Annotated in this window: 23 protein-coding genes; 9 read left to right on the top strand and 14 right to left on the bottom strand. The window is 62.3% G+C overall.

Going from position 1 to position 25,478, the window contains the following annotated elements:
• The 3 genes from BUA41_RS10130 to BUA41_RS10120 all read left to right on the top strand — a co-directional run bounded on the left by BUA41_RS10130 (window position 1) and on the right by BUA41_RS10120 (window position 5,524).
• Window positions 1–1,125 (top strand): ABC transporter permease, encoded by a 1,125-nt coding sequence (locus tag BUA41_RS10130; RefSeq protein ID WP_072822396.1) that lies wholly within the window; start codon window positions 1–3, stop codon window positions 1,123–1,125.
• A gap of 119 nt (window positions 1,126–1,244) precedes the next feature.
• Window positions 1,245–2,333 carry an efflux RND transporter periplasmic adaptor subunit gene (locus BUA41_RS10125; protein WP_072822394.1) on the top strand — a complete coding sequence of 363 codons (1,089 nt, stop codon included), beginning with the start codon at window positions 1,245–1,247 and terminating at the stop codon, window positions 2,331–2,333.
• Window positions 2,333–5,524 (top strand): efflux RND transporter permease subunit, encoded by a 3,192-nt coding sequence (locus tag BUA41_RS10120; protein WP_072822392.1) that lies wholly within the window; start codon window positions 2,333–2,335, stop codon window positions 5,522–5,524. The genes BUA41_RS10125 and BUA41_RS10120 overlap by 1 nt, the downstream gene beginning before the upstream one ends.
• Before the next feature lie 208 nt (window positions 5,525–5,732).
• On the opposite strand, the gene BUA41_RS10115 is transcribed toward BUA41_RS10120, so the two are convergent.
• Complete coding sequence (locus tag BUA41_RS10115; RefSeq protein ID WP_072822390.1) at window positions 5,733–6,236, bottom strand: lactoylglutathione lyase family protein; 504 nt, start codon at window positions 6,234–6,236, stop codon at window positions 5,733–5,735.
• A 108-nt stretch (window positions 6,237–6,344) separates the two neighbouring features.
• Here BUA41_RS10115 and BUA41_RS10110 point away from each other — a divergent pair, with 108 nt between their 5' ends.
• The 4 genes from BUA41_RS10110 to BUA41_RS10095 all read left to right on the top strand — a co-directional run bounded on the left by BUA41_RS10110 (window position 6,345) and on the right by BUA41_RS10095 (window position 10,595).
• Window positions 6,345–7,223 carry a LysR family transcriptional regulator gene (locus BUA41_RS10110; RefSeq protein WP_072822388.1) on the top strand — a complete coding sequence of 293 codons (879 nt, stop codon included), beginning with the start codon at window positions 6,345–6,347 and terminating at the stop codon, window positions 7,221–7,223.
• 111 nt (window positions 7,224–7,334) lie between these two features.
• Window positions 7,335–7,751, top strand: coding sequence for a DoxX family membrane protein (locus BUA41_RS10105; protein ID WP_072822684.1), 417 nt, complete (start codon window positions 7,335–7,337; stop codon window positions 7,749–7,751).
• Window positions 7,752–7,940: 189 nt separating this feature from the next.
• On the top strand, window positions 7,941–9,719 hold the full coding sequence (locus BUA41_RS10100; RefSeq protein WP_072822386.1) for a monovalent cation:proton antiporter-2 (CPA2) family protein: 1,779 nt from the start codon (window positions 7,941–7,943) through the stop codon (window positions 9,717–9,719).
• 210 nt (window positions 9,720–9,929) lie between these two features.
• Window positions 9,930–10,595, top strand: coding sequence for an MBL fold metallo-hydrolase (locus BUA41_RS10095; RefSeq protein WP_217652797.1), 666 nt, complete (start codon window positions 9,930–9,932; stop codon window positions 10,593–10,595).
• 71 nt (window positions 10,596–10,666) lie between these two features.
• Here the strand turns inward: BUA41_RS10095 and BUA41_RS10090 are convergent, their stop codons facing one another.
• The gene (locus tag BUA41_RS10090; protein ID WP_072822382.1) at window positions 10,667–12,280 is read right to left on the bottom strand and encodes a BCCT family transporter; all 1,614 of its coding nucleotides are present in this window, start codon (window positions 12,278–12,280) and stop codon (window positions 10,667–10,669) included.
• A 201-nt stretch (window positions 12,281–12,481) separates the two neighbouring features.
• On the opposite strand from BUA41_RS10090, the gene BUA41_RS10085 reads away from it, so the two are divergent.
• Window positions 12,482–12,853, top strand: a complete 372-nt coding sequence (locus tag BUA41_RS10085; protein WP_072822380.1) for a hypothetical protein — start codon at window positions 12,482–12,484, stop codon at window positions 12,851–12,853.
• Window positions 12,854–12,896: 43 nt separating this feature from the next.
• On the opposite strand, the gene BUA41_RS10080 is transcribed toward BUA41_RS10085, so the two are convergent.
• The 11 genes from BUA41_RS10080 to BUA41_RS10030 form a co-directional block, all read right to left on the bottom strand.
• Window positions 12,897–13,373 (bottom strand): peroxiredoxin, encoded by a 477-nt coding sequence (locus tag BUA41_RS10080; RefSeq protein WP_072822378.1) that lies wholly within the window; start codon window positions 13,371–13,373, stop codon window positions 12,897–12,899.
• A 110-nt stretch (window positions 13,374–13,483) separates the two neighbouring features.
• A complete protein-coding gene (locus tag BUA41_RS10075) occupies window positions 13,484–13,912 on the bottom strand; it encodes a GFA family protein (protein ID WP_072822376.1) in 429 nt (142 codons plus the stop codon).
• Between the two features lie 80 nt (window positions 13,913–13,992).
• On the bottom strand, window positions 13,993–15,855 hold the full coding sequence (locus BUA41_RS10070) for an ABC transporter ATP-binding protein (protein WP_072822374.1): 1,863 nt from the start codon (window positions 15,853–15,855) through the stop codon (window positions 13,993–13,995).
• Between the two features lie 73 nt (window positions 15,856–15,928).
• Window positions 15,929–19,156, bottom strand: coding sequence for a complex I subunit 5 family protein (locus tag BUA41_RS10065; protein ID WP_072822373.1), 3,228 nt, complete (start codon window positions 19,154–19,156; stop codon window positions 15,929–15,931).
• Window positions 19,157–19,170: 14 nt separating this feature from the next.
• On the bottom strand, window positions 19,171–20,643 hold the full coding sequence (locus BUA41_RS10060) for a complex I subunit 5 family protein (protein WP_072822371.1): 1,473 nt from the start codon (window positions 20,641–20,643) through the stop codon (window positions 19,171–19,173).
• A complete protein-coding gene (locus BUA41_RS10055) occupies window positions 20,640–20,951 on the bottom strand; it encodes a cation:proton antiporter subunit C (protein ID WP_072822369.1) in 312 nt (103 codons plus the stop codon). The genes BUA41_RS10060 and BUA41_RS10055 overlap by 4 nt, the downstream gene beginning before the upstream one ends.
• Window positions 20,948–21,661, bottom strand: a complete 714-nt coding sequence (gene mbhE, locus BUA41_RS10050) for a hydrogen gas-evolving membrane-bound hydrogenase subunit E (RefSeq protein WP_072822367.1) — start codon at window positions 21,659–21,661, stop codon at window positions 20,948–20,950. The genes BUA41_RS10055 and mbhE overlap by 4 nt, the downstream gene beginning before the upstream one ends.
• Window positions 21,648–21,953, bottom strand: coding sequence for a Na(+)/H(+) antiporter subunit B (locus tag BUA41_RS10045; protein WP_072822365.1), 306 nt, complete (start codon window positions 21,951–21,953; stop codon window positions 21,648–21,650). The genes mbhE and BUA41_RS10045 overlap by 14 nt, the downstream gene beginning before the upstream one ends.
• On the bottom strand, window positions 21,937–22,260 hold the full coding sequence (mnhG, locus tag BUA41_RS10040; protein WP_072822362.1) for a monovalent cation/H(+) antiporter subunit G: 324 nt from the start codon (window positions 22,258–22,260) through the stop codon (window positions 21,937–21,939). The genes BUA41_RS10045 and mnhG overlap by 17 nt, the downstream gene beginning before the upstream one ends.
• The gene (locus BUA41_RS10035; RefSeq protein WP_072822360.1) at window positions 22,260–22,517 is read right to left on the bottom strand and encodes an MrpF/PhaF family protein; all 258 of its coding nucleotides are present in this window, start codon (window positions 22,515–22,517) and stop codon (window positions 22,260–22,262) included. The genes mnhG and BUA41_RS10035 overlap by 1 nt, the downstream gene beginning before the upstream one ends.
• On the bottom strand, window positions 22,514–23,002 hold the full coding sequence (locus tag BUA41_RS10030) for a Na+/H+ antiporter subunit E (protein ID WP_175546955.1): 489 nt from the start codon (window positions 23,000–23,002) through the stop codon (window positions 22,514–22,516). Before BUA41_RS10030 ends, BUA41_RS10035 begins: the two co-directional genes overlap by 4 nt.
• Before the next feature lie 207 nt (window positions 23,003–23,209).
• Between BUA41_RS10030 and BUA41_RS10025 the strand changes: the two genes are divergently transcribed.
• Window positions 23,210–23,500: a helix-turn-helix transcriptional regulator gene (locus tag BUA41_RS10025; RefSeq protein WP_072822356.1), complete on the top strand. Its 291-nt coding sequence runs from the start codon at window positions 23,210–23,212 to the stop codon at window positions 23,498–23,500.
• Between the two features lie 53 nt (window positions 23,501–23,553).
• Here BUA41_RS10025 and BUA41_RS10020 read toward each other — a convergent pair whose 3' ends face one another.
• Window positions 23,554–25,167 (bottom strand): peptidoglycan DD-metalloendopeptidase family protein, encoded by a 1,614-nt coding sequence (locus tag BUA41_RS10020; protein WP_072822354.1) that lies wholly within the window; start codon window positions 25,165–25,167, stop codon window positions 23,554–23,556.
• Window positions 25,168–25,478 lie beyond the last annotated feature (311 nt).

The following is a 25,478-nucleotide window of genomic DNA, read 5'->3' as shown; positions in this document are numbered from 1 at the left end:
ATGCGCTGGATCACCAACATCTATCGGCTGGGCGTCAAGGAGATCTACAGCCTGTTGCGCGACCCGGTGCTGATGGGCCTGATCCTCTATACCTTCACCTTCGCCATCTACACCGTCGCCAATGGGGTGCGCACCGAGCTCAACAATGCCTCCATCGCCATCGTCGACGAGGATCGCTCGGCGCTCTCGACCCAGCTCATCGGTGCCTTCCTGCCGCCCTATTTCAAGACGCCCCAGGTGATCGATCAGCGCGCGGTCGATCCGGGCATGGACGCGGGGCAACACACTTTCGTGCTGGATATCCCGCCCGATTTCGAGGCGGATGTGCTGGCCGGGCGGAATCCCGTGGTCCAGCTCAATGTCGATGCCACCGCGATGACGATCGCCGGCAACGGAACCACCTATATCTCCAGCATCATCAACGCCGAGCTGTTGAAGTTCGCCAGTCGCTCCAGCGGTGTTGTGGCGCTACCGGTCGACCTGCGCGTACGCGCGAAATTCAACCCCAACCTCGACTCGAGCTGGTTCATGGCGGTAATGCAGATCATCAACAACCTGACCATCCTGGCGATCGTATTGAGTGGCGCGGCGGTGATTCGCGAGCGCGAGCATGGCACCCTCGAGCATCTGCTGGTGATGCCGGTGACCGCCAGCGAGATCATGCTGGCCAAGATCTGGGCCAACGGGCTAGTGATCGTCATCGCCGCGGTACTCTCTTTGCAGTTCATCGTGCAGGGGCTGCTGGGTATCCCCATCATGGGGTCGATTGTGCTCTTCGTGCTGGGCTCGGCCGTCTATCTGTTCGCCGTCACCGCCATGGGCATCACCCTCTCGACCGTGGCGACGACGATGCCCCAGTTCGGCTTGCTGTCGATACCGGTCTTCGTGGTAATGAACCTGTTGTCGGGAGGCGCCACACCGCTGGAGAGCATGCCCCCCGGCCTGCAGAACGCGGTGCAGGTGCTGCCCTCGACGCATTTCATCAAGTTTGCCCAGGCGGTGCTGTATCGTGGCGCGGGGATCGACATCGTCTGGCCGCAGCTGCTGGCAACGGCAGCGATCGGGATGGCCTTCCTGGCCCTCGCGCTGGCGCGTTTCAGGGCCACACTGGCGGCGGTGAGGTAGATCCGTCAACGCCCAGCGCATCGTCAAAGATCTGAACGTTCAGTAGTATCAAGCATCTATAACGATGGTTGCACAGCACCGCCGTGGCAACCCCTGTGATCCGGTTTTAGGGAGACGATGTGAACCATCCCAATCGATGGCGACGCTGGGGATTGGTCGTCGTGCTGGGTTTGTCTGCGCTGTCCGCTACTGCCCAGGAAGGCCCTGGGGTGCAACTGTCGGACGTCGAACAGTCGGAGGTGTTCGAGGAGGTCACCCTGAACGGCACCGTCACCGCCTTGCGGAGCTCGCAGCTATCCGCCTCGGTCGAGGGCCTGGTCGATGCGGTCAACGCTCAGCCCGGTGACCGGGTGGCCCGAGGCGATGTGCTCGTAGAGCTGGACGATGAGCTTGCCAGTTTTACGCTGGCTTCTGCCCGGGCCGAGCGACAGGAGGCCGCAGCCCTGCTTGCGGAAGCCCGGCGCCGGCTCAAGGAAGCGCAGTCAGTCGGGCCTGGCACGAACATCGCCGCCACCGAAGTGAGTGCGCGGGAGAGCGCAGTGGCGACCGCCGATGCCGCGTTGCTTCGCTTGCAGGCGGAGCAGCAACGTCAGGCGGGTGTGGTGCGTCGCCACCAGATCACAGCGCCCTACGAGGGCGTCATCCAGACACGCCATGTCGACCTTGGTGAGTGGGTGACGCCGGGTGATCCGCTGATGGAACTGGTGGATCTTGAAAACCTGCGTCTTGATTTCCCGGTGCCGCAGAGCCTTTATCGCCTGATCGCCGAGTCCAACGAGGTCCAGGTCGGTGTCGAGGAAGTCGGCAGCAACGATAGGGTATCGGTCGATATCGATGTGCTGGTGCCGATCAGTGACTCGCAAGCGCGCACCTTCCTGTTGCGCGCCATCAAACCGGATCGGCTCGAGGTCTTGCCGGGCATGGCACTGACGGCGCTTCTGCGAGTGCCGACCGGCCGCGAAGGCCTGTCCGTGCCGAGGGACGCCATCAACCGTTATCCGGATGGCCGGGTGACGGTCTGGATCGCCGAGCCCATCGACGGCGAACAGTACCGGGTCGAGGAAAAACGCATCAGGCTGGGTAGCGCCTACCGGGACCGGGTGGTGGTGACAGAGGGCCTGGAAGCCGGCCTCCGGGTGGTCTCCCGAGGTAACGAGGCGCTGAATCAGGGCATGACGGTTCGCGTTGTCGGTCAAGGAGAGCGTTGATGCTCGCCGCCATCATTCGTCATGGCACCCTGGTCGCGGTGGTGACCTTGATCATTGCCATTCTGGGGGCGGCAGCGGCACTGCGTATTCCCGTGCAGATGATCCCCGATCTCGAAGTACGCACCATCACAGTGGAAACGCAATGGCCGGGCGCGACACCGCAGGATATCGAAAAGGAAATCCTGGTGGAGCAGGAACGCTACCTGCGCAATGTGCCCAATCTGAGCCGGATGTCCGCCAGCGCCACCAGCGGTTCCTCTGAAATCGAGCTGGAATTTCCCTTCGGCGTCGACATCACCGAGACCCTGATTCAGGTGAACAATGCCCTCAGCCAGGTCTCGGATTATCCGCGCAACGTTGATGAACCCCGTATCGTCGCGGCCTCTTTCTCATCCAATGCCTTCATGTACTTTCGGGTGTCGACCCTGGAGGGCAACCCCCGGGAACTCGACATCGACCTGATGAAGGATTTTGTCGAGGAGCAGGTACGCCCCAGGATGGAGAGCGTGCCCGGGGTGTCGGAAGTCTCCGTCGGCGGCGGCGCCGATCGTCAGTTGCAGATCATCGTGGACGAGCGCCGGCTGGCCCAGCGTGGCGTGAGCCTGATCGACCTGCGGGATGCCATATTGCAGCGCAACCAAGACATTTCCGGCGGCGAAGTGGATTCCGGCAAGCGCCGCTATCTGCTGCGCACCGTCGGCCGATTCGATGACATCGAGGGACTGCAGCAACTGGTGGTGACCCGTCGCGGCGATAGCGTCACCCGCCTTGGCGAAGTGGCCAGGGTCGAGCAGGACCACGCCCGTATCCGCGAGGTATCCATCGTCGACGGCCAGCGGGTGCTGGGGCTTCAGGTGCGTCGTGAAAGCGGCTCCAACGTCATCGACATCAAGCGGGCGATGATGGAGGAAGTGGCGCTGATCAACGAAGAACTGCTCGAGCCCGCGGGGTTGGTGCTGGCACTGAACTCGGATGATGCCCGTTATGTGGAAGCATCCATTGCCAACGTCTGGACCAACCTGGGTATCGGGGCGGTGTTCGCGACCCTGGTGATGTACCTGTTCCTGCGCTCCTCCCGGGCGACCCTGGTGGGCGTGATCGGCATCCCCCTGTGTACCATCGCGGCCTTCCTGGGTCTGCTGCTGGCCGGCCGTACCATCAACGTCATTTCCCTGGCGGGTGTCGCCTTCGCCATTGGCATGACGGTGGACAACAGTATCGTGGTGCTTGAGAACATCGAACGTCAGCGACGACGGGGCCTGGATCGCTTCGAGTCGGCACTCAAAGGGGTGCAGGAAGTCTGGCCTGCGGTGCTCGCCTCGACGATGACGACGGTGCTGGTGTTCTTGCCGATCCTGTTCATCGAGGAAGAAGCCGGACAGCTCTATTCCGATGTGGCCATCGCCATTTCCGCGGCGATCGTGGCCTCCATGCTGGTGGCAGTGACCCTGATTCCAACCCTCAGCGCCCGGCTCGACTTTGGCACCGACGAGAGCGGCACCGACGAGACCGGCAACGGCGGGCAGGAAGCCTCCAGTGGCTGGGTGAAGGCCCTGTCGAACAAGATTCACTGGCTGATCGAACGCCCCCTGCGGCGTAGTGCAACCCTGCTGATCACCCTGGTGCTCAGTACCCTGATCATCCTGCTGCTGACGCCGCCGGCGGAGTATCTGCCGGAGGGTGAAGAGCCCAAGACCTTTGCCAGCATGAATGCGCCGCCGGGGTACAATCTCGATGAAATGGTGCGGATTTCGCAATTGGTGGAGGCCCACTTTCTCCCCCATGTGCAAGCTGATGGTTCCGCCTACGAAGCCGGTGAAACCGACGTTCCACCGATGGCCTACTTCAACATGCAGGTAACGCCCAGCGGCATCCGGGTGATCTCCGAAACGCTGGACCCGACCCACATCGAGGCCCTGATGGATGCGCTCACCGCTTACTACGAGCGTTTCCCCGGCATGCGAGCGTTTGCCGCCAAGGGCTCTATCATCTCCAGCAATGACGGTGGCACGCGGAGCATCAACCTGGACATCGCTGGCGCGGATCTGGCCACTATCTATCAGGCGGCGGAGGCCGCGTATCGCAGGGCCGAGGAAATTTTCGATAATCCCCGCATCCAGACCGAGCCAAGCTCCTTGACCTTGGCGCAACCCTTGATACAGGTGCGGCCCGACTGGGACCGGGTCGCCGAGCTGGGGCTGGATACCGAAGCTGTCGGCTTTACGGTGTCATCCTTGACGGAAGGTGCCTACGTGGACGACTTCTTCCGTGACGACGACAAGATCGACATCTATCTCTACGGCAGTGCAGGCGGGGAGCCTGATCTGGCAAGGCTCTCGAACATGCTGCTGCACACGCCGCAAGGCGCCACCCTGCCGCTTTCAAGCATCGCGACCATCGAGGAAACGGTGGATACCAGCACGGTCAGGCGAATCGATGGCCGCCGGACGGTGACACTGAATATCATTCCGCCTGGCGACGTGGCGCTGGAAGCCGGTGTCGAGCGGGTCAGAACCGAGTTGGTGATGGCGCTCAGGGACAGCGGTGCGCTGCCATCGGCGATCAATGTCACGATTTCCGGCGCCAGTGATCAGCTCAATGCCACCCGCGACGCCTTGACCGGCAACTTCCTGATTGCGTTGTCGATCGTGTACTTGCTGCTGGTCGCGATCTTTGCCCACTGGGGCTACCCGCTGCTGATCATGACCGCGATTCCATTGGGCATCGCCGGCGGGATCGTCGGGCTTGCGGCCATGAACCTGGTGGGTGGTCTGCTGCCGCTCATCGGATTGCAGCCGCTGCGGCAGCCGTTCGACATGATCACCATGCTGGGGTTTCTGATCCTGCTGGGAACGGTGGTCAATAACCCGATTCTGGTCGTTGATCAAGCCCGCCGAAACCTGAGGGAGAAGGGGGTTGGCGCCACCGACGCGGTCAGTCGCGCGGTTGAAACCCGCCTGCGACCGATTGCGATGACCACCCTGACGACCCTTTGCGGCCTGTCGCCGCTGGTGTTTCTGCCCGGTGAAGGCACCGAACTGTATCGCGGCTTGGGTGCGATCGTCCTGTTCGGCCTGGTCGGCGCCGCCGTGGTGACACTGACGTTCCTGCCGGCCCTGACGGTGTTCGTGCTGTCGATAGCTGAGGGTAAGGCAGCGACCAAGGCGGAATATGGCGCCGGTGAAAACTGAACAAGGGCCGGTGAATATGTCTCGGTCAGCTCGCAAGCCGACACGGAGAAGGCCGATCTGCATCGTGAGCGGCTCGAGCTCGAAGCCGTGGTGTGGAAGGGCAAGGCGTGAGAGGCCATGAGCGTCATGCGTGGTGCGCGGCAGTCGTCACGCCGTATGCCGCTGGGGCATGGCCGTCCCAGCAGGTCGATTGCATCGGCCAGGCGTCTCAGTTCTGGTAAGCACCGGCCGAGTAGGTGAGCTCATAGCTGTGGCTGTAGATTTCGAGGATGTTGCCGAAGGGGTCTTCCATGTAGACCATGCGAAATGGCTTCTCGCCGGGAAAGTATTCCCGCACCGGCATGCGCTGCTTGCCGCCGGCGGCCACGATCCGTTCCGCCAGCCCTTCGACGTCCGGGTCCTGGACGCAGAAATGGAAGACGCCGGTCTTCCAGTACTCGAAGTTGTCCTCCGGTTGCTCGTGGTTCTTGAACTCGAACATTTCGACGCCGATGCGATCGCCGGTCGACAGGTGGGCGATGCGAAACGAGCCCCAGCCGGGACCAAAGACATCGCTGCACATCACGCCGATGGCCGAGTCGTCCTCGAGGATGGTGGTGGGTTCCATGATCACGTACCAGCCCATCACCTCGGTATAGAAGGTGACGGCGGCCTCGACGTCGGGGACCGAGATGCCGATATGGGAAAAGCTGCGCGGGTAGACCTGGCTCATGAGGACTGCTCCTGCCTGATGGTGAGTGAACTGCTGTGCTCGCCATGCTAGGCGGTCTTGGCCATAATCAGAACCACCATATGATTATGTCGGCAATAATGATTGCTTATGATGAATCCGCAGTGGCTAGCCACCTTCGCGGCCCTGGTGGAACTCGGTAACTTCACCCGTACCGCCGAGCGGCTGAATCTGACTCAGGCCGCGGTGAGTCAGCACATCAAGCGCCTCGAGGAGTCGCTGGGCCCCCTGTTCATCCGCCACCCGCGGCGGCTGGAACTGACCCCGGCGGGCCATGCGCTGCTCGACTACCAGCGCGAGATGGACGCCGCCGATCACCGCCTGCAGCAGCGTCTGACGGGGGACGATGACCAGCAGGGAGAGGTGAGCATGATCACGCCGGGCAGCATCGGCCTGGCGCTTTACCCGCGTCTGCTCGAGCTGCAACGCGCCTCGCCACAGCTGTGTATCCGTCACCGCTTCGCGCCAACCCGCGAGGTGGTCGAGGCGGTGCTCGACAATCGCGTCGAGCTGGGGATCGTGACCCTGCGGCCAGACGATCCCCGGCTGACGGCCTCGGTCTTCGCTCGAGAGGCGCTGGAGCTGGTGGTGCCGGCCGAGGCTCGGGTGAACGACTGGGCCGACCTGGAGCGGCTGGGTTTCATCGATCATCCCGACGGCCAGGAGATGGCCACGCGGCTGTTGAGCCGCCGCTTCCCCGGCTTTCCCGGGGTGCGTAGCCTGCCGTGTCGCGGCTTTACCAACCAGATCGGGTTGATTCTGGAGCCGGTGGCTCTCGGGCTGGGGTTCACCGTGCTGCCACAGTTCGCCCGGGAAGCGTTTGCCTACCCCGAGACGATCCGGGTGGTCGCGGGCGAGCCGACGGTGGTGGATACGCTCTGGTTGCTGCATCGGGCCGAGTGGCCGCTTTCGGCAAGGGCCCGGCGGGTGCTCGAGGCTATCGGGGCGGGGTTGACAGACCGCGCCTGACACACTGCGCCATCTGCCACCCAGCATGAATGGCCGATGTTCGCCGTGAAAGGGTGAGGCGTGATGGACGACCAAGTGTCATTGGTAGCCAACTGCTCCGTGGAGGCGCTCATGAAAGACGAACTGCTGACCCAGACCGTGTCACGCGCATTGCTGGTACTGCGCATCACCTTGGGTGTGTTCCTGTTGCAATGGGGCATCGAGAAATTCGTCGTGCCCCAGAACACGACGGCCATCTGGGGATATTTCTATGGCCTGAACGTATCGGAGTCGCTCGGCTATCTGTTCGGTGTGGTCGAGATCGCCATCGCGATCTGCCTGTTCATCGGTCGCCTGAAGACGATTGCCTACGGCGCAGCGCTCGGGCTGCATGCGGTCAGTGTGATCGTCTCCTGGCGGTTGTTGCTCGACCCCTGGGGCAACTCGACGAACCATCTGTTCATCGCCGGGGTGCCGGTGCTGGGCGCCTTCATCGCCTTGTTCCTGTTGCGGCATTGGGACCATGGGGTGGGGGAACCGGCGCGGTAGTTCTCGGTGGGTTAAGCTTCATCTCCTCGCGGCTCGAACAGGCGAAGTAGGAGTGGGAGCAAGGACGATTCGAGACGGTGCCGGGTGATGAGGAGGAGTTGATCCCGCTGCCCGAGAACAGGGGGCGGCCCAAACGCGCCGAGGGCGGGGTACACTATCCATCAATAATAGCGCCCAGAGGAGTCGTGTGTGCCGAGCTTTGACCCCACCGCCCTGGAGCTGCGCTTCTGGGAAGCCTTAGGGCTGATCGTGCTGGCTTGCCTGTTCGTGCCGCTGTCGCGGCGGCTCGGGTTGGGGACGATCATCGGCTACCTGGTCGCCGGGCTCGCGGCGGGGGCCTTTCTGTCGTTGAGCTTTGCGGCGCACCCCGAAGAGCTTTTGCATTTCGCCGAGTTTGGTGTCGTTCTGTTCCTGTTCGTGATCGGCCTGGAATTCAGGCCGGCGCGCCTGTGGGAGCTGCGCGGTACGATCTTCGGGCGTGGGCTCGTTCAGGTGATCGCGTGTGGTGGGGTACTGGCTTTCGTTCCGCTGCTGTTTGGACTCAGCTGGCAGGCGAGCCTGATCATCGGTCTGGGGCTGACGCTTTCCTCGACGGCGTTGGTGGTTCAGGTGCTCGACGAGAAAGGCGAGCGGGGCAGTGACTATGGCCAGGCGACGTTCTCGATCCTGTTGTTCGAGGACCTGGCGATCGTTCCCCTGTTGCTGCTGGTTCAGCTTCTTTCGCCGACCGGCGAGGAGATGAGCCTTGCCGACAACTTCATCGCCATCGGTTTCGCCATTCTGGCCATCGGTTTGCTGATCGGCATCGGCCGTTACGCGCTCGAGCCGATGTTTCGAATCCTGGCGCGCACCCGAATGCCGGAGATCATGACCGCCAGTGCGCTGGGGGTGGTCATCGCCGCGGCGCTGATCATGGATCTCGCCGGCATGTCCTATGCGATGGGCGCCTTCATCGCCGGGGTCATGCTTGCCGAGTCGCCCTATCGGCATGAGGTGGAGGCCAACATCGAGCCGTTCCGCGGCCTGTTCCTGGGGCTGTTCTTCATGGCGGTCGGCCTGTCCCTCGATCTGCCGAGTGTCGTCGACAACTGGGCGTTGATCCTCGTCGCGGTACCGCTGTTCATGACGCTCAAGGGCCTCACGATCTATCTCGTCTCGCGGCTGTTCCGGTCGAGCCACGAGACCTCGACACGCACGGCGCTGGCCCTTGCCCAGCATGGCGAATTCGGCTTCGTGCTGTTCTCGGCGGCGGCATCCGCCACCCTGTTCGATGCTGAAACGGCCTCTATCCTGGTGGCCATCGTCACTCTGTCGATGGCGGTCTCGTCGCTGCTCGATCGCCTCGACAGCCTGCTCTTCAAGGCGTCCAAGCCTCAATCCATCGAGGAAGATTTCGCCGATGCGGGCGGCAGCGTGCTGATCGTCGGTTTCGGCCGCTTCGGGCAGATCGTCGCCCAGCCGCTTCTTTCGGAGCACCAGTCCATCACCGTCATCGACAACGATGCCGATCGGGTCCGCGAGGCGGGCCGTTTCGGTTCCCGGGTGCATTTCGGCGATGGCACGCGGCGCGACGTGCTGCGCGCCGCCGGTGCGATGGAGGCGCGTCTGGTGATCCTGTGCGTCAATGATCCCCAGGTGTGCGATCGTATCGTGGCGCTGGTGCAGCGCGATTTCGATCACCTGCGCATCCTGGCGCGTGCCTATGACCGCATTCACGCGATCAAGCTCATCGACATGGGGGTAAATGGCGTCGTGCGCGAAACCGCCGAGGCGGCCTTGCGAGTCGGCAAGGAGGCGCTGACGTCGCTTGGCTACTGCGACGCCGATGCCGAGGATATCGTCGCTCGAACGCGTTCCCGTGATCAGACGCTATTGGACAGCCAGGTCGTGGCGGCCCATGGTGCCAAGGATCGCCAAACCGCGCTCGAGCGCATTCTACCCGAACCCCTGACCAAGGCGCGGCGGTGATAGCGGCGTTTACCCCTTGTGCATGGTGCGCGATTTCCGGATTTTCCAGGGGCTTGTTGTCTAAACTGCAGAGCTGGGGGGCATGCTAGCCAAGAAACTATCCAACCACTGGTGAATGCAATGAAGATCATCCCTGTTGCTCTTTCGGCAGCGCTTTTGAGCCTCACCAGCGTCCCGCTACAGGCGCAAGCTGCCGACAGCGAAGACGCCATGTCAACCGCGCAGGGACCCGTGTCTCTCTCCCCCATCGAGCATGGCAGCCTGGTGCTGCAGTGGAACGACCAGACGATCTACATCGATCCAACCGGAACCGCCGACGCTTACCAGGGCCTCGATGCCGCGGATCTGATCCTGATCACGCACCCGCACGGCGACCACTTGAGCACCGAGACGCTGGATGCGATCGATACCTCGGCGGCAACCGTGATCATGCCTCAGTCGGTGGCCGACGAGATCGGCGATTCCTATGGCGAGGCACAGCGCGTCATGGCCAATGGCGACACTATCGAACTCGACGGCCTGCGTATTCATGCCATGCCCATGTACAACCTGCCCGAGGACGAGGATCCTCGTCACCCCAGGGGCTTCGGCAACGGCTATGTGCTCACCCTGGGTGACAAGCGGGTGTATATTTCCGGCGATACCGAAGGCATCGAGGAGATGCGCTCACTCGAGGATATCGACATGGCGTTCGTATGCATGAACCTGCCCTATACGATGGACGTCGAGCAGGCCGCCGATGCGGTGCTGGATTTCGCCCCGGCGGTGGTCTATCCCTACCACTACCGAGGCCAGGACGTACAACGATTCAAGACGCTGGTGAACGAGCAGAATCCCGACATCGAGGTACGGTTACGGGAATGGTATCCGGAGTGATCCGAGGCTCTTGAGCCCGCCGTGACGTACTGTGCCACCATGCCATGAAAGGGCGACAGCCCGTCGTTTCATCATGTCGAGCTTTTCCCTTCATCCTCCCGAGGCGGTTGCGACGGGTAGGGATATTTCCGGAGGCGTCGCCCCGATTCCGTCAGCGCGCTTTCCTGGGAAAGCCCCCGCACCAGCCCCCAGCACATGAAGAGGAGCACGAACGAGAAAGGCAGGCCCGAGGCCACCGCAGCGGTCTGCAGGGGCGTCAGGGCGCTGGCTGCATCGCCGGCGGCGGTCCAGCCCGCCGCCAGCAGTACGGCAGCCACCACGCCTTCCAGCACGGCCCAGAACATTCGCTGCTGCCAGATCGGGTTGGGATCGCCACCATTGGTCAGCATATCCACCACCAGGGAGCCGGAATCCGATGAGGTGGCAAAGAATAGCGTGACCACGAGGATAGCCACCAACGAACCCAGGGTTCCCAGGATCGACAGCACCGGCAGTTGCTCCATCAGGGTAAACATGGCGTCGGTGGTGCCGGCATCGGCCAGGGGGTTGTCGGGGTCGTCGAGGATCGCCTTGATGGCGCTACCACCGAAGATCGAGAACCAGGCGATGGATGCCCCTACCGGCGCCAGCAGCGTGCCGGCAATGAACTGGCGAATGGTACGCCCCCGTGAGACCCGGGCAATGAACATGCCCACGAAGGGCGACCAGGAGATCCACCACCCCCAGTAGAACAGGGTCCAGCTGGCCAGCCAGTCGGAACCCGCCTCGGAAAAGGAGTACATCTGGAAGCTGCGCTCCGGCAGGTGTTGCAGATAATAGCCGGTACTGCTGACCATGAATTCCAGAATGAAGATGGTGGGGCCGACGAAGAAGACGAAGGCCGCTAGTATCATCGCCAGAAAGAGGTTGATGACCGACAGACGACGGATACCGGCATCGATGCCCAGCATCACCGAAGTGACCGCCACGGCGGTGATCAAGCCGATGATGACGACTTGCGGAATGGCGCCGACGCTGACGCCGAACAGGACGTTGAGGCCGGTATTGATCTGTGTGGCGCCGAAGCCCAGGGAGGTGGCAAGGCCGAACAGGGTGCCGAACACTGCCAGGATGTCGATGGCGTTGCCGATGGGGCCATAGATATGCTTGCCGATCAATGGATAGAGCGCCGCCGCCGGGCGCATGGGCAGGTTCTTGCGAAAGCAGAAATACCCCAGGGACAGCCCCATCACGATATATACGGCCCAGGGATGAAGGCCCCAGTGGAACAGGGTGATGCCCATGGCCCTGAGCGCCGTCTCGCTGGTGCCACCTTCGCCCACCGGGGGCGAATTGAAGTGAAAGATCGGTTCGGCGACACCGAAGAATACCAGTCCGATGCCCATCCCGGCCGTGAACAGCATCGCGAACCAGGAAAGCGTGCTCCAGTCGGGGCGGCTGTCGTCGGGTCCCAGACGAATCTTTCCCCAGCTGCTGAACATCACCACTATGATGAAAATCAAGAATAGCGTCGTGACCAGCATGTACCACCAACCGAAATCCGCAGTGATCCAGCCATTGATCATCTTCGCGATCTTGTCGAGCTGGGAAGGCAGTGCCACACCCCAGGCGACGAATGCCAGGATAATCACGGCCGAGATGATAAAAACGGGAGGATTGGTGTGTTCCTTCAGGTAGTCTCGCACGGGCCAGCCTCCTTGCTACTGTCACGATCGCACTCGCGGGTCGAAGCGCGGTCTTCTCTTGCGATGGATGGCATGCTGGATCATGTGTCTATCAGGGATAGTGCAGGCTATCTGGATTGTCTAGGCAGGGGCTCGGGGCAAGCGGACGACACTGGCGGAAATGGCATGAACCTAAAACGGCGTAGGCGGCAAGGGGCGCGTATGAGCAAACAATCACGCCTTGGCGCGGTGTTGATGTCGAGCATGCTGTATCTCGTCACAGATGGCTTGGCGTTCGCCCAGGGCGACTGCACGCCTGTCGATGTCGAACCGGAAACGAACACCGTCGTGATCGCCGACATGATCCTGCCGGAGCAAACGCTCTGTTATCAGCTAGTTACCGAAGCAGGCCGGCAGGTCTCATTGCAGGTGATCGAAGATGACAATATCAGTGCCTTGCTTCAGGATCCGATGGACCCCCAGAAGTTCCCGCGCGTTCCTTCCGATAGGCAGACCTACGAGATAGTGGTAAAGCAGATAAAACGCACGGTCACCCCACAGCTTTTTCGCGTATCAGTTGCTCTTGTGCCCTGAATCGGAGTGACGGTGGGGGAGTCAACATCGGGAAAAGTCGCTCTCAAAGCTTTTCCAGTACCGTCTCGGCACTGCTTTCCTGTACACCCTTGGCGTCCACGCCCAGGTACTCCACCACGCCGTCGTCGGCGATCAGCGCGAAGCGCTTGCTGCGGGTGCCCATGCCGCCACCGCTGGCGTCCAGCTCCAGGCCCAGTGCCTTGGTGAATTCGGCATTGCCGTCGGCGAGCATGGTGATCTGCTGCGCGTTCTGGTCCTTCTGCCAGGCGTTCATCACGAAGGCGTCGTTGACCGCCATGCAGGCGATGGTGTCGACACCCTTGGCGTAGATGTCGTCGGCCTTGATCACGAAGCCGGGCATGTGGGTGTTCGAGCAGCCGGGCGTGAAGGCACCGGGCACCGCGAACAGCACCACGCGCTTGCCTGCGAACAGCTCGCCGGTGGAGATGTCTTCGGGGCCGTCGGCACCGTTGGTCTTGAGGGTGACGTCGGGAATCTTGTCGCCTACAGAGAGGGTCATGTCATTGCATCCTTCTGAAAGGGTGTCGGGTGTCCGCCGATGATGAGCTTGCCGGTGGCTCGGAGCAAGTGGTAAAGCCTCCACTCCTCTGGTCGCAGGCGCATCTGACGTTATCCGGGTGCCGCCCCGAAGGCCTCGAATACCTCCTGGCCGGTCATGTTGCGGGTCGCATTGGCAAAGTCGTAAAAGTCGGGTTTCTGGTCGATGAATATCTGCTGATCGAAGACCCAGGGCGGGTTGCCGTCGAACAGACCTGCGGGAATGGCCCAGTATCCGCCTGCCTTCAAACGGTAGAAGAGATGGGTGCCGCACTGGCGGCAGAAGCCGCGTTCCGCCCAGTCGGAAGAGGGGTAGATCGTGACGTCTTCCTCGCCCTCGATGCGTACCCCCTGGCTGGCCTGGACGGCAAACAGCGGGCCGCCACCCCATTTGCGGCACATGTCGCAGTGACAGGCATCCACGCGATGATCGTTGACCGTGATTGCCAGACGCACCGCGCCACACAGGCAGCTGCCCCGGCATTCCTGAGTCGTTGACATTTGGAAGTCCTCGAAGTGTATTCCAAGGATTTCAGTGTAGTGGCTTTCGAGTGCCCGGAAATACGCTGTATCACGAGCATCTACTGATAACCCGCGGCCTGCATCCGAAACAGCTGCGCGTAGCGCCCCTCCTGGGCGAGCAGTTCTTCGTGAGCGCCCTGCTCGATGATGCGCCCGGCATCGATCACCACGATCTGGTCGGCGGCACGCACCGTCGAGAAGCGATGCGAGATCAGCAGGGTCATGCGGTGTCGGGCGTGGCGCCGGAATTGCTCGAACACCTGGGCCTCGGCGGCGGCGTCCATGGCGGCGGTGGGTTCGTCGAGGACCAGGATGTCGGCCTCTTCGCGCATGTAGGCGCGGGCCAGGGCGATCTTCTGCCACTGGCCGCCGGAGAGCTCCTGGCCATCCTTGAACCAGCGTCCTAGTTGCGTCCGGTAGCCGTGTTCGAGGCGGCTGATGAAGGCGTCGGCCATGCCCTGGCGCGCCGCGCGCTCCCAGCGCACGGTATCGGTGAAGGCGGCGACATCGCCGACGCCGAGGTTTTCACCGACCTGTAGCTGATAGCGTTCGAAATCCTGGAAGATCACTCCGATCCGCCGGCGCAGTGTCGCATCGTCCCACTCCTTGAGATCGCTGCCGTCGAGCAGGATACGGCCCTCGCTGGGGTCGTAGAGTCGTGTCAGGAGCTTGATCAGGGTGGTCTTGCCGGAGCCGTTCTGGCCCACCAGCGCCAGGCTCTCGCTGGGGCGCAGGTGCAGGTCGATATCCTGCAGGACGGGCTGCTGGGTGCCGGGGTAGGTGAAGCCGACGTTCTCGAAGCGGATGCCGTCGCCGGGGAGGGCGCCCTCGGTGAGACTGCCCGTAGAGGGTGCCACCGGCTGCTCCAGGTATTCATAGAGGTTGGAGAGATACAAATTGTCCTCGTACATGCCGCTGATGGCGGTGAGGCTTGCCGAGAGCGCCGACTGACCCTGCTTGAACACCATCAGGTACATGGTCATTTCGCCCAGGGTCAGACGCCCGCCGATGGTCTCGATCACCACCCAGCCATAGGCGCCGTAGAAGGCCAGCGTGCCCAGCAGGCCGAGCAGGAACCCCCAGGTATCGCGACGGATCGTCAGGCGCCGGTCTTCGGCGTAGAGGCTGTCGAAGATGTCGCGATAGCGCTTCAAGAACAGCGGTTCCAGGCCAAACAGCTTGACTTCCTTGATGCTGTCCTCCCGGGCCAGCACGGTCTCCAGGTACATCTGCATGCGTGTCTGGGGCGAGCGCCAGCGGAACAGACGAAAGGCGTCGCCGGAGAACTTGGCCTCGGAGACGAACACCGGCAGGGCGCCGATCAGCAGTATCAGCAGCGCCCAGGGCGAGAACTGTACCAGCAGCACGGCGAAGCTGGTCAGCGAGATGGCGTTCTGCAGCAGGCCGAAGGTCTTGTTGACCAGTGCCAGTGGGCGGGTCGAGGCCTCGCGACGTGCACGGGTCAGCTTGTCGTAGAACTCCGAATCCTCGAACTGGGCGAGCGACAGGGTGCCGGCCTTCTCGAGAATCATCACATTGACCTTCTGGCCGAGCAGTGCCCGCAACAGGGACTGCTGCGCCGAGAGGCCGCGCTGGGCTAGGGCGATCAGTGCGATCACCAAGGCTTCCAGGGCCACGTAGCGCAGTACCGGCCAGGCCGTGGCGAATTCGAGAGGAGCCTCCGTCTGACTGTGTATGGCCATGGCCGCGACCACGGCATCGACGATCAGCTTGCCGACCCAGGCGGCCACGGCCGGCAGCACCCCGGCGACCAGGGTACAGATCGCCAGACCGATGGTCAGGCCCCGAGAGGTGTCCCACACCAGCCCCAGGGCACGGCGACTGTAGCGGAAGACGCTGAAGAAGCCGCTCAGGGAGCCGGTGGCGTCGGAGGCATGAAGATGGGCATGCGGCGAGGACAAGTCGAGCGTTCCTGGCTAGGCGATAGACGTCAGTATACGCATTCGCCGCGCGACAAGTCCGAATGAAGCATGGCTACCAGAGGATGGCGGCGAGCAATCCTGCCAGCACGATACCGAACAGGATGCCGGTCACACGCTGGCCCTGTCGATCGACGATGTTCATTGCCGCATGAGCGAGACGCACAGAGGCAGCATGGGTCAACTCCAGGGCGCTGGAGATCGTCTGAATCGGATGGTCGAGGATACCTTGTTTCCGCGAAGCCAGGCGACGACCCATCCTGTCTGTCAGGTGTTCCAGGGGGATCAGAATGTCGCCGCCGGGGATCGTCCACCGGCGATGTCCACCATGCACTCGATAGGCAATCAGCAGGATGGCCACTCCCAGTAGGACCGGCCAGGATTGCGACCACAGCGCATCCCAGGCTAGAGCCTTCTTGGCGGCCTCATCGAATCCGGGCAGCCACCAGGCGCTGACAACGACCAGCGCCACGCTGACCAACCAGCCCAGCCACATGGGAGTGTCAGGAGCGTGTCGCGTATCGCCGCCAGGCCAAGTCAGGTAAAGGAAGCGCACCATCAAGAGCGTGCTGCCGACGGCGCCGAGGGTAATCAGCGGCAGCAGAAAGTCGATCTCACTGCCGGTGATGGGCGTCTTGAGGGCGGCCTTGGCCAGGGCGCCGCTGGTCAAGGGAGCACCGACGATCGCCAGGGCAGGGACCACGAGCAGCACCACGCTGATCCACTTGATGGGACCGGAGGTGGGGGCGGCCGGCGCCACGGCGGTGGCCAGGAACAAGGCACCCTTGGCCAGCCCATGGTGCAGCGCATAGAGCGCCAGAACCGGAATCAGCATCGTTGTCAGGCTGGGCTGCCAGAGGGCCATGCCCACCCCTGCCGTCATCAACCCCATCTGACTGATGGTCGAGTAGGCCAGTAGCGTCTTGGCCTCCTGCTGCAGGGTGCCGACCACTGCGCCATAGAAGATCCCCACGAGGCCGGCGAAGGTCAACAGCATGCCCCAGGTTTCCCATCCGGGCAGCCCCAGCGGCAAGAAGCGCAACCAGCCCAGCAACCCCGCCGCTACCATGGCGCCGCTGAGCACGGCACTGGCGGGTGCCGGGGCGACCGGATGCGCCAGGGGCAGCCACACATGCAGCAGCAACAGGCCTGCCTTGATGCCAAAGCCGATCAGCAGCAGGGCCATCAGCCAGTGACTGTCGAGACTGGCAGCCAAGGCATCGATGCTCAGGCTGTTGGCCTGATTGACCAGCGTGACCACGGCAGCGAACAGGCACATCTCGCCAACCACCACCAGGCTAATGTAGATGCGCCCGGCACGGTAAGCACGTTCATCGCCACGGTGGACGACGAGGCCATAGCTCGCGAAGCTCATCAGGGTGAAGAAGACGATGAAGCTCGACACGTCCACGGCGAGAATCAGCCCGAAATTGCCCACCATCGCCAATAGAAAGAAGCCGGCGAAGCGCCCACGCTGGGCATCATCCTGCAGGTAGCCGCGGGCGTAGAGCCCGCAGGTCAGCCAGAGCAGGGCGGTAAACAGTAGAAACGGCTGGGCAAGTTCATCCACTTGCAGCACGCTGCCCAGGAACAGCCAGGAGACGATATTGGCCGGCTCGACGGGAAACAGTGCCAGGGTCAGGGCGGGCAATGCGGCCCAGGGCAATAGCCGCAGGACACTGGACTGCAATCGCGGCCAAAGGGCCATCGAGGCACACAGCAGCGGCACGCCGAGGCTGGCGATGATGAGCCATTGCGGCTGGGTGAACGTCAGCTCGGCGATGGCTACCATGTCATATTCTCGGGCCGCGATCAGCTTGCCCCATTCCAGCGGGCTATAGGAGGATTTCGCGAAGATACCGGCAGCCAGCGCCAAGGCCGCGGTGACCAGCGGTGGCAGCAGGAGCATCCAGTGGGTCTCGAGTCGGCCGGTTCGTGGTGTGAACGGACGTTCCAGGCTCGCTGGCCGGAACCAGGCGGCGTAAAGAATCGGCAGGAAATAGGCGGCGTTCAACAGGCTGCTTCCTATCAGCACGCCGATCACCCAATAAGCGCCGGTCTCGAGGGCGCCGTAGCCGAGGTACCACTTCGACACGAAACCGGCCAGCGGCGGGACCCCGATCATGCCCAGGGCGGCGATGGTGAACGCCGCCATGGTCCAGGGCATGCGACGACCGACGCCATTCATCTGGCTGATCTTGTGGATGCCCAGGGTCTCGTCCAGATTGCCGGCGCAGAAGAACAGGGTGATCTTCATCAGCCCCTGATGCACCAGATGCACGATGCCCCCGATCGTGGCGATGGGGCCGGCGATGGCGGCGCCCAGGGCGATATAGGAGACCTGGCTGACCGTCGAGAAGGCCAGGCGTCGCTTGAGCCCGTCCTGGAACAGGGCGAGGGTGGAACCATAGAGGATCGTGACCGACGCGGCGATGGCCAGTGGCGTGGTGACGCCCAGTTGCGCGGCGAACTCCACGCCATAGACATCGTAGACGATGCGCGAGATACCGAAGGCGCCCGCCTTGACCACGGCGACTGCATGCAGCAGGGCGCTGACCGGGGCTGGGGCCACCATGGCCGCCGGCAGCCAGCCATGCAACGGTACCAAGGCTGCCTTGACACCCAGCCCTGCGATCAACAATAGGAAGATGCCCTGCAGCAGTGCCGGCGACAGATCACCACGCTCGGAGAGCACCCCAGTGGCATTGAACTCGATGGGGCCGGCGATGGCGGTAAGCCATACCACCCCAGCCAAGAACAACGTGCCGCCGGATAGGGTGTAGGCGAGATACTTACGGCCCGCACGAATCGACTCCGCATTGCCCTTGTGCACGACCAGCGGATAGGTGGCCAGAGTCAGCAGTTCGTAGAAGATCAGGAAGGTAATGAGATTGCCGGAGAGGGCGATGCCTGAGGTGGCAAAGACACACAGGCTGAAGAAGCCGAAGAAGCGGCTGCGCTGCTGGGAGTGAGCCAGGTAGCCGATCGCGTAGAAGGTCGTCAGCAGCCACAGCAGGCTCGACAGGCTGATGAACATCAGCGACCAGGCATCGGCGTGCAGCACGAAATCGATGCCCGGCAGCAGCGCCACACGCATCTCGAACAGATCGCCACGCAGCACGCTCACCAGCAGCACGACGACCAGGGCGGTCTTCACCAGGGCCGCGCCCAGGTTGAGGGTGTTGCGCAGCCGGGCATGCGCCTCGGGTATGAGGAAGGTGACAATGCCGGGGATCAACGAACTCAGCAGGATCAATATCAGCAAGGTGGACATCGGCTGCATGGTGGATTCTCCGGTCAACCCATCAGGGCGGTGGCATCGAAAAGCGCCAGCGCCGGGGCGGCGAGCAGGCCCAGTGCCAGTGCCGCCAGCGCCAAGACCAGCGCACTCCACTCCCGCCCGGGGTTTATCGTCGCAACCCGTGGGGCGGTGTCGGTCGGAGCGGAGACCTCCGATCTATCGAAACAGATGGCCACGACACGGAACACGTAGGCTGCGGCGAGCAGACCGCCGAGCAAGACCACGACGACAAGCCACCAGCTGCCGGCGTGAAAGGCGCTCTGCAGCATCAGCCACTTGGCAATGAAGCCCCCGGTTGGCGGCAATCCGATCAGGCTGATACCCGCAATGGCCAGGGCAAAGAGGGTGATGGCGGAGGGCAGGTTGGCTGCACGCAGTTCGGCGATGCGATCGTGACCGGCCACCGTGAGGATATTGCCGGCGGCGAGGAACATGGCGCCCTTGGCGCAGGCGTGGGCCATGATGAAGTAGATCATGGAGTCGAAGGCGGTCACCCTCGCCGTCGCGTGCCCCAGCAACGGAAAGAGTGCAAACAGATAACCGATCTGGGCCACCGTGGAATAGGCGACCAGCTGTTTGAGGCGTGTGGCGCGAATGGCCTGCACCGACCCCCAGAGGATGGCGGCGCAGCCCAGCACGCCGAGCAGCAACGTTCCCAGCTGATTGGCGGCCTCCTCGAGGGTATCGAACCACAGGCGCAGGATCAGGTAGAAGGTCCCCTTGAGCACCAGGGCCGAGAGCAGGGCGCTTACCGGCGCCGGCGCCCCGGCATGCGCCGGAGGTAGCCAGAAGTGCAGTGGAAAGAGGGCCGTCTTGAGCAACAGGCCGACGATCATCAGCGCCAGGGCTGCGCGCTCCAGCGGGCCATCGCCGGTCAGGTCGGCGAGCAGGGCCAGGTCCAGGGTGGCGTGCGCGTAATACAGCAGCGCCACGCCGAGCAGATAACACAACGAACCCATCAAACTCGCGAGCAGGTAACGCAGTGCCGCGCGTGTCGCCGCGAGGCCGGGGGCGAGAGTGACCAGCGCCACAGCGGACAGGCTCAGGACCTCGAGGCCGACATAGAGATTGAAGACATCCCCCGACAGGAACAGGGTGTTCAGTGCCGTCAGCAGCAGGCACCAAAGTGGCCAGAACGAACGCTCGGTCGCGGAGCCAGTCGCGAAATAGCTCAGACTGTATCCGCTGATGACGGCGCCCACCAGCGCGGTGATAGCGATCATCATGGCGCTGAATGTATCGGCGTAGAGGGCGATCCCCAGTGGGGCTTCCCACCCGCCGAGCGCGTAGCGCAACGTGCCATCCTGGGTGGCAGCGAGCAGCAGGCAGGCGAGCACGAGATTGCCGATCATCGCGGTCATTGCCGTCCAGCGACCGGCCTTTCGACAGGCGACACTCATCAGGGCCCCCAGCAAGGGCAGGCTGATCAGCCAGACAAGAAGTTGCGGGTTCCCCGGAAGCTCGCTCATCCGTCGCCTTCCTCGCGCTGCTCGGCAGCCAGCTCGTGTGCACGACATACCAGCTTCAAGGCCAGGGCGGTGGCGCTGACCGCCACCACGATGCCGGTCAGCACCAGGGCATGAGGAACGGGGTCGGTGTTCGGCAGGCCCGACACGTCATGTTGATAGGCGGCGGCAATCAGCAGCATGAACACCCCATTGCCCATGATGTTGATGGCGAGTATCCGACGCAGCATCTCTGTCGTCGTCAGGGCGAAATAGAGCCCCAGGACGAACAGGACGATACCGCACAGGCCGAAGAGCAGGGCGGTGCTCATCGGCGACTCGGCATCATAGGCACGACGGCGCAGAACGTGACATAGAGCATCGCGGCAATGGAAAGCGTCGCCGCGGTTTCGATGATCAGGATCCAGGCACCGGCCAGCGCCGGCGGATAGCGAAAATAAGTCCCGGTCACCAGCAGCAAGGCCAGGGCGGATACCAGGAAGGCTCCGGTGCCCAGCACCAGCAGGGCGCGGATTCGCCAGTCTCCTGGATTCGACAGCCAGGGGCGCCCCGAAAGATGAGCGAGCACCGCCGCCGCCGCCAGTACCGCACCTGCCTGGAAGGCGCCACCGGGTGCCTTGGCGCCGATCCAGAGCAGGTAACCGCTGGTCAGCATCATGATCGGAACGAGGTCCCGGGCAAGGCTCTGCAGCAACGGGGAAACGCTTGCCGCTTGCTTAACCTGCGCGAATGCCGATACCTCCCGAGGATCGCGTAGCCCGCCAACTGTCACGGCTACCAGCAGCAGCACCGCAAGTTCCAGCATGGTGTCGAAGGCCCTGAAGTTGAGAAGCACCGCGGTCACGGGGTTGCTGACTCCGCTGCGGGGCAGCTCGGTCATCACGGCAGCGGCCAGTGACGACGAGGTCTCGGAATGTGACCAGAGCGCCCAGGCCAGCACCAGGCCGATTGCCACCATGCCGATGGCGAGCAGGAGTCGAGCCACAGGGGGCAGGCCCGCATTATCCTCATTGCTTCGCATCGCCTGCTCCTTGCTGTTCGCCAGACGTGGACTCGGCATCCGATTCGGGATCGACGGTGCCCGGCTGCAGGCGACGCCAGGCAGCCAGCAATAGGGCGCCGGTCAAGCCCGCGCCGATCGCTGCCTCGGCGATGGCGATATCCGGGGCGCCGAGCCTTGCCCAGGCAAGCGCGATGAGTAGCCCCGTGCTGATGAACAGCACGATGCTGCTGAAAGTCGCTCGAGCGGTCAGTGTCAGCGTCGCGAAGGTCACAAGCCCGGCAATGAGCACCAGGTCAAGAATCAGCATCATGGCAAGCACTCCTGTTGCGGTGCCGGTTTTCGACCCGACGGGCACGCCGCGCAATGAGATGACAGGTGACCGCTCCCGAGAGCATCACCAACAGCCAGATCAGCCCCAGCTTCAACCATTGAGTGGGTGAGTTTAGTTGCAGGACGACCGCAATGGTGATGAGTCCAAGCCCCAGATTGTCTGCCTTGGTCAGCGCGTGAAGACGGCTGTAGACGTCGGGGAATCGCAGCAGACCTAGGGCGCCGGCGAAGAAGAACACGACGCCTCCCGTGGCCAGCATCAGACTGACGATGTCCAGCGCGTCCATTACTGTTCGTCCCCTGCCAGACGGATGAAAGCAATACTGGTGATCGAGGCGAGTATCCCCATGACCAGGGCGACGTCGAACAGGGCCGCCAGGTCGGTGACGATGCCCAGGATCAGCATCATCGCCACGCCGGTGGTGCCGAAGAGCTGTGCCGCCAGCATGCGATCCGCCCGGCTGGGGCCACGAAATACGCGAATGAGCCCGATCAGCAGGGTTATCAGCAGCAGGATCGCCAGGCCGGTCAGGTAGGTGTTCATGAGCGTGTCTTCATCGGGGATATGGAGAATCCGAACAGATCGGCCACTCGGCGCTCGCAGGCCTGCAGGTCATGGTTATCCTCTGGCCCGCTACGCAGGCGATGCACCAGCAGTCGCTCGTCGCGAATGTCCGCGCTCAGAGTGCCCGGCAAGAGGCTCACGGCATTGATGAACACTCTTCGAGCGGGCCCTTCCGGCAGGTTCAGGATGTAGGTGCAGAAATGCGGCCGCATGGCGATCCTTGCTGAAAAGGCGATACGGGCCACATCGATACCGCCGCGCAGGGATTCCCACAGGAAATAAGGAATGAACCGGATGAGTCCGATCAAGCGTGGCAACGGCTGGGAAGCGCTTGGTTGACGAAGGCTCCACCACAGGGTGGCGGCCACCGTTGGCACACCGATGATCCAAGAGGTCGTGTCACCGTCGCTTATCACCCACCAGATGGTGATCAACATCAAGGCATTGCTCAGTCTGGCAGGCATCGTGCGCATCATAGGTGAAAACCAATTAGCGACTTTTATATCGTACAAGCTACGATTGCTTTATCACCGAGTCAAACATTTCAGAACCAATGGATGAGCGGTGAGGTGGAATCGACCGGGCCTCCAGCCGTGGCGGCTATGGATATGGAAGCAAGAAGATGTTTTCTGGTAATATTTTTCGGCTTTTAGCTGTCATCGGGAGATGTCATGGGATCGAACGCCGCCAGTGGCTGGACAATGTTCAGCAATCATGCGCATGTACTGATCTGTCTGGTGGAAGACCCGACTCGTACGCTGCGAGAAGTGGCTGCCAGGGTGGGGATCACGGAGCGCGCGGTGCAGCGCATCGTGAGCGATCTCGAAGAGGCGGAAATCGTCGCTCGGCAGAGGGTCGGACGGCGCAATGAATACAAGCTGTTTCTGGATAAACCACTTCGCCACCCGCTCGAATCCCACAGGACCATGGCCGAGGTGGTGGCATTGATTACCCAGCGCTGAAACGAGAGCGCCCTGCGGGGGCAGGGCGCACGAAAGAGAAGAGGGGGATGCGATCAGCTGCCGTCGTCGGGACGCGAGCGTTGCGTCGATCGGCTGGCGACGACGGTCGCATCGTCATTGGTCTCGAGCTTGGCAAGCAGTTCCTTGGAATTCTGCTTGAAGGCCGCCAGGGCTTGCCCCGCAAGATTCTTGCTGTCCGGCAGCTTGACGCGCATGGCATCGACGTGGCGATTGTTGACCATGACCTCGTAATGCAGATGAGGGCCTGTGCTACGGCCGGTGTTGCCGGACAGGGCGATCTTCTGCCCCATCGTCACGCGATCTCCCTCGGAGACCAGGCGCTTCGAGAGGTGCATGTAGCGGGTCTTGTAGCCATTGTCGTGCTGAATGACGAGGTAGTTCCCCGCGAGGGACTGGTGGGTCGACTTGACCACCCGGCCGTCTGCGGGTGACAGGACGGTAGTGCCCGTGCGCATGGCGAAATCGGTACCACGATGCGGGCTGATGCGACCGGTGATCGGATGCTTGCGCCGCAGGTTGAACGATGAGCTGAGGCGATACTTGCCATTGAAGGGATAACGATTGAAGGCTGGGTCGAGGCTATGTCCTTCCGGTGTGTAGAAGCGATCGTCCTCGGTATTGCGTACCACGGTGAGGCTCATCTTCTGGCCTTCGTACTGAGCCGCCAGGATTCGTGAATCCGCCGGCTTGCCCTCGATCATGTCGGTCTCGACCAGGACCTGAAACCTGTCGCCGCGCCGGGCCTTGCGCCGAAAATCCAGCTTCTTGGAAAGCAGCGACGACAATTCGGCGATCTCGGCGTTCGAGAGCCCCGTTGCACTCGCGGATTTCGCAAAACTACCGCTCAGGGTGCCGGCGAAGAGGCGTTGGGTAGCCTTGGAGGCCTTGTCGAAAGCGGCGACATCGAAGCTGCGTTTCTCGCTGCCACGCTCGATCAAGTAGCCGCTGCGCCTGTTCTTCATGACTCGCAGCGCCAGGAGATCCCCGGACTCGTCGAGCTTGAAGTCGAAGCTGCTACCGACGCGCCAGCGGGTGAGAACGGTCTTGTCGGGCATCTCATCCAGCAGCGCCATGACCTCGCTGAAGCCCAGCCCCAGGGTTCGCTCCGCCATGACCGCGAAGGTATCCCCCTTCTGAACGGTATAGGTTTCCCATTCGGGGACGTAATCCGCCTCGGCGGCGAGTTCGTTCTCGAGTTCCACGCCATCCCCGTTGAGGAACATGGGGTCGGCGGAAATATCCTCGTAGGAGGTGCCGCCGATCTGCTCTTCCTTCTTCGGGGGCAACTGCAAGGCAATGTGCATCGCCGTCGAGTCGAGTTGAGGTTTCAGCGGGATGTTGCCCGCGATGAACAAACGACTGATGTCGACGATTTCCCGGGCATCGAGGGTCGCCAGGGGAACATCGACACGCGTGGGATCCTGGGAGGATTGACGAGTGACTTGCCTGGGCTTGTCGGCGGGCTCGCTGCTCGCCTGAGCCGTGAAATCCGCCGGCAACTGGATCTGCACGAGCGGTTCGCCACCTTCATTGGGGGTATCAAGGGCGGCTATGATCTTGTGCGCACCCAACACGGTCACCATGGTGGCAATGGGTAGCAGAATTAACTTGTGCGTGCGAGGCAGTGAGTGAAGGATTCGCAGCATATAGGCCCAATAACATGTCGAGTGAATAGAAGAAGGCGAGGGAACCTTAACCCAGGCTACTTGTCGTTCCTAGTCTGTATAGAGATACAGGCATTAAACTTATAATCAACATAACTTTTCTTAACTTTTCTTTACCTGTTATTGCCTATTCATCTTTTTGTGAAATAAAAAGTTTCAAAATGTCGATTTTTTTCAAGTTATTGATTTTAAATTGATTTGATCATGTTCGTGATGCCTGGAGTGGCATTGAAACTTGCCTTGCTGCACATGTTTATTCATTTAGTCCTGTCATTTTCACATTTCAATCTCTA

It is taken from the genome of Modicisalibacter ilicicola DSM 19980 (assembly GCF_900128925.1).
GTDB classification, from domain to species: Bacteria; Pseudomonadota; Gammaproteobacteria; order Pseudomonadales; family Halomonadaceae; genus Modicisalibacter; species Modicisalibacter ilicicola.
This window is presented reverse-complemented; position numbering and strand designations above follow the sequence as displayed.

What these genes read in the sequence shown, in the direction of transcription:
- BUA41_RS10130 (WP_072822396.1), top strand. Translation starts at nt 1, where the DNA reads ATGCGCTGGATCACCAACATCTATCGGCTGGGCGTCAAGGAGATCTAC.
- BUA41_RS10120 (WP_072822392.1), top strand. Translation starts at nt 2,333, where the DNA reads ATGCTCGCCGCCATCATTCGTCATGGCACCCTGGTCGCGGTGGTGACC.
- BUA41_RS10115 (WP_072822390.1), bottom strand. Translation starts at nt 6,236, where the DNA reads ATGAGCCAGGTCTACCCGCGCAGCTTTTCCCATATCGGCATCTCGGTC.
- BUA41_RS10110 (WP_072822388.1), top strand. Translation starts at nt 6,345, where the DNA reads ATGATGAATCCGCAGTGGCTAGCCACCTTCGCGGCCCTGGTGGAACTC.
- BUA41_RS10105 (WP_072822684.1), top strand. Translation starts at nt 7,335, where the DNA reads ATGAAAGACGAACTGCTGACCCAGACCGTGTCACGCGCATTGCTGGTA.
- BUA41_RS10095 (WP_217652797.1), top strand. Translation starts at nt 9,930, where the DNA reads ATGTCAACCGCGCAGGGACCCGTGTCTCTCTCCCCCATCGAGCATGGC.
- BUA41_RS10085 (WP_072822380.1), top strand. Translation starts at nt 12,482, where the DNA reads ATGAGCAAACAATCACGCCTTGGCGCGGTGTTGATGTCGAGCATGCTG.
- BUA41_RS10080 (WP_072822378.1), bottom strand. Translation starts at nt 13,373, where the DNA reads ATGACCCTCTCTGTAGGCGACAAGATTCCCGACGTCACCCTCAAGACC.
- BUA41_RS10075 (WP_072822376.1), bottom strand. Translation starts at nt 13,912, where the DNA reads ATGTCAACGACTCAGGAATGCCGGGGCAGCTGCCTGTGTGGCGCGGTG.
- BUA41_RS10065 (WP_072822373.1), bottom strand. Translation starts at nt 19,156, where the DNA reads ATGCAGCCGATGTCCACCTTGCTGATATTGATCCTGCTGAGTTCGTTG.
- BUA41_RS10060 (WP_072822371.1), bottom strand. Translation starts at nt 20,643, where the DNA reads ATGAGCGAGCTTCCGGGGAACCCGCAACTTCTTGTCTGGCTGATCAGC.
- BUA41_RS10055 (WP_072822369.1), bottom strand. Translation starts at nt 20,951, where the DNA reads ATGAGCACCGCCCTGCTCTTCGGCCTGTGCGGTATCGTCCTGTTCGTC.
- mbhE (WP_072822367.1), bottom strand. Translation starts at nt 21,661, where the DNA reads ATGCGAAGCAATGAGGATAATGCGGGCCTGCCCCCTGTGGCTCGACTC.
- BUA41_RS10045 (WP_072822365.1), bottom strand. Translation starts at nt 21,953, where the DNA reads ATGATGCTGATTCTTGACCTGGTGCTCATTGCCGGGCTTGTGACCTTC.
- mnhG (WP_072822362.1), bottom strand. Translation starts at nt 22,260, where the DNA reads ATGGACGCGCTGGACATCGTCAGTCTGATGCTGGCCACGGGAGGCGTC.
- BUA41_RS10035 (WP_072822360.1), bottom strand. Translation starts at nt 22,517, where the DNA reads ATGAACACCTACCTGACCGGCCTGGCGATCCTGCTGCTGATAACCCTG.
- BUA41_RS10030 (WP_175546955.1), bottom strand. Translation starts at nt 23,002, where the DNA reads ATGCCTGCCAGACTGAGCAATGCCTTGATGTTGATCACCATCTGGTGG.
- BUA41_RS10025 (WP_072822356.1), top strand. Translation starts at nt 23,210, where the DNA reads ATGGGATCGAACGCCGCCAGTGGCTGGACAATGTTCAGCAATCATGCG.
- BUA41_RS10020 (WP_072822354.1), bottom strand. Translation starts at nt 25,167, where the DNA reads ATGCTGCGAATCCTTCACTCACTGCCTCGCACGCACAAGTTAATTCTG.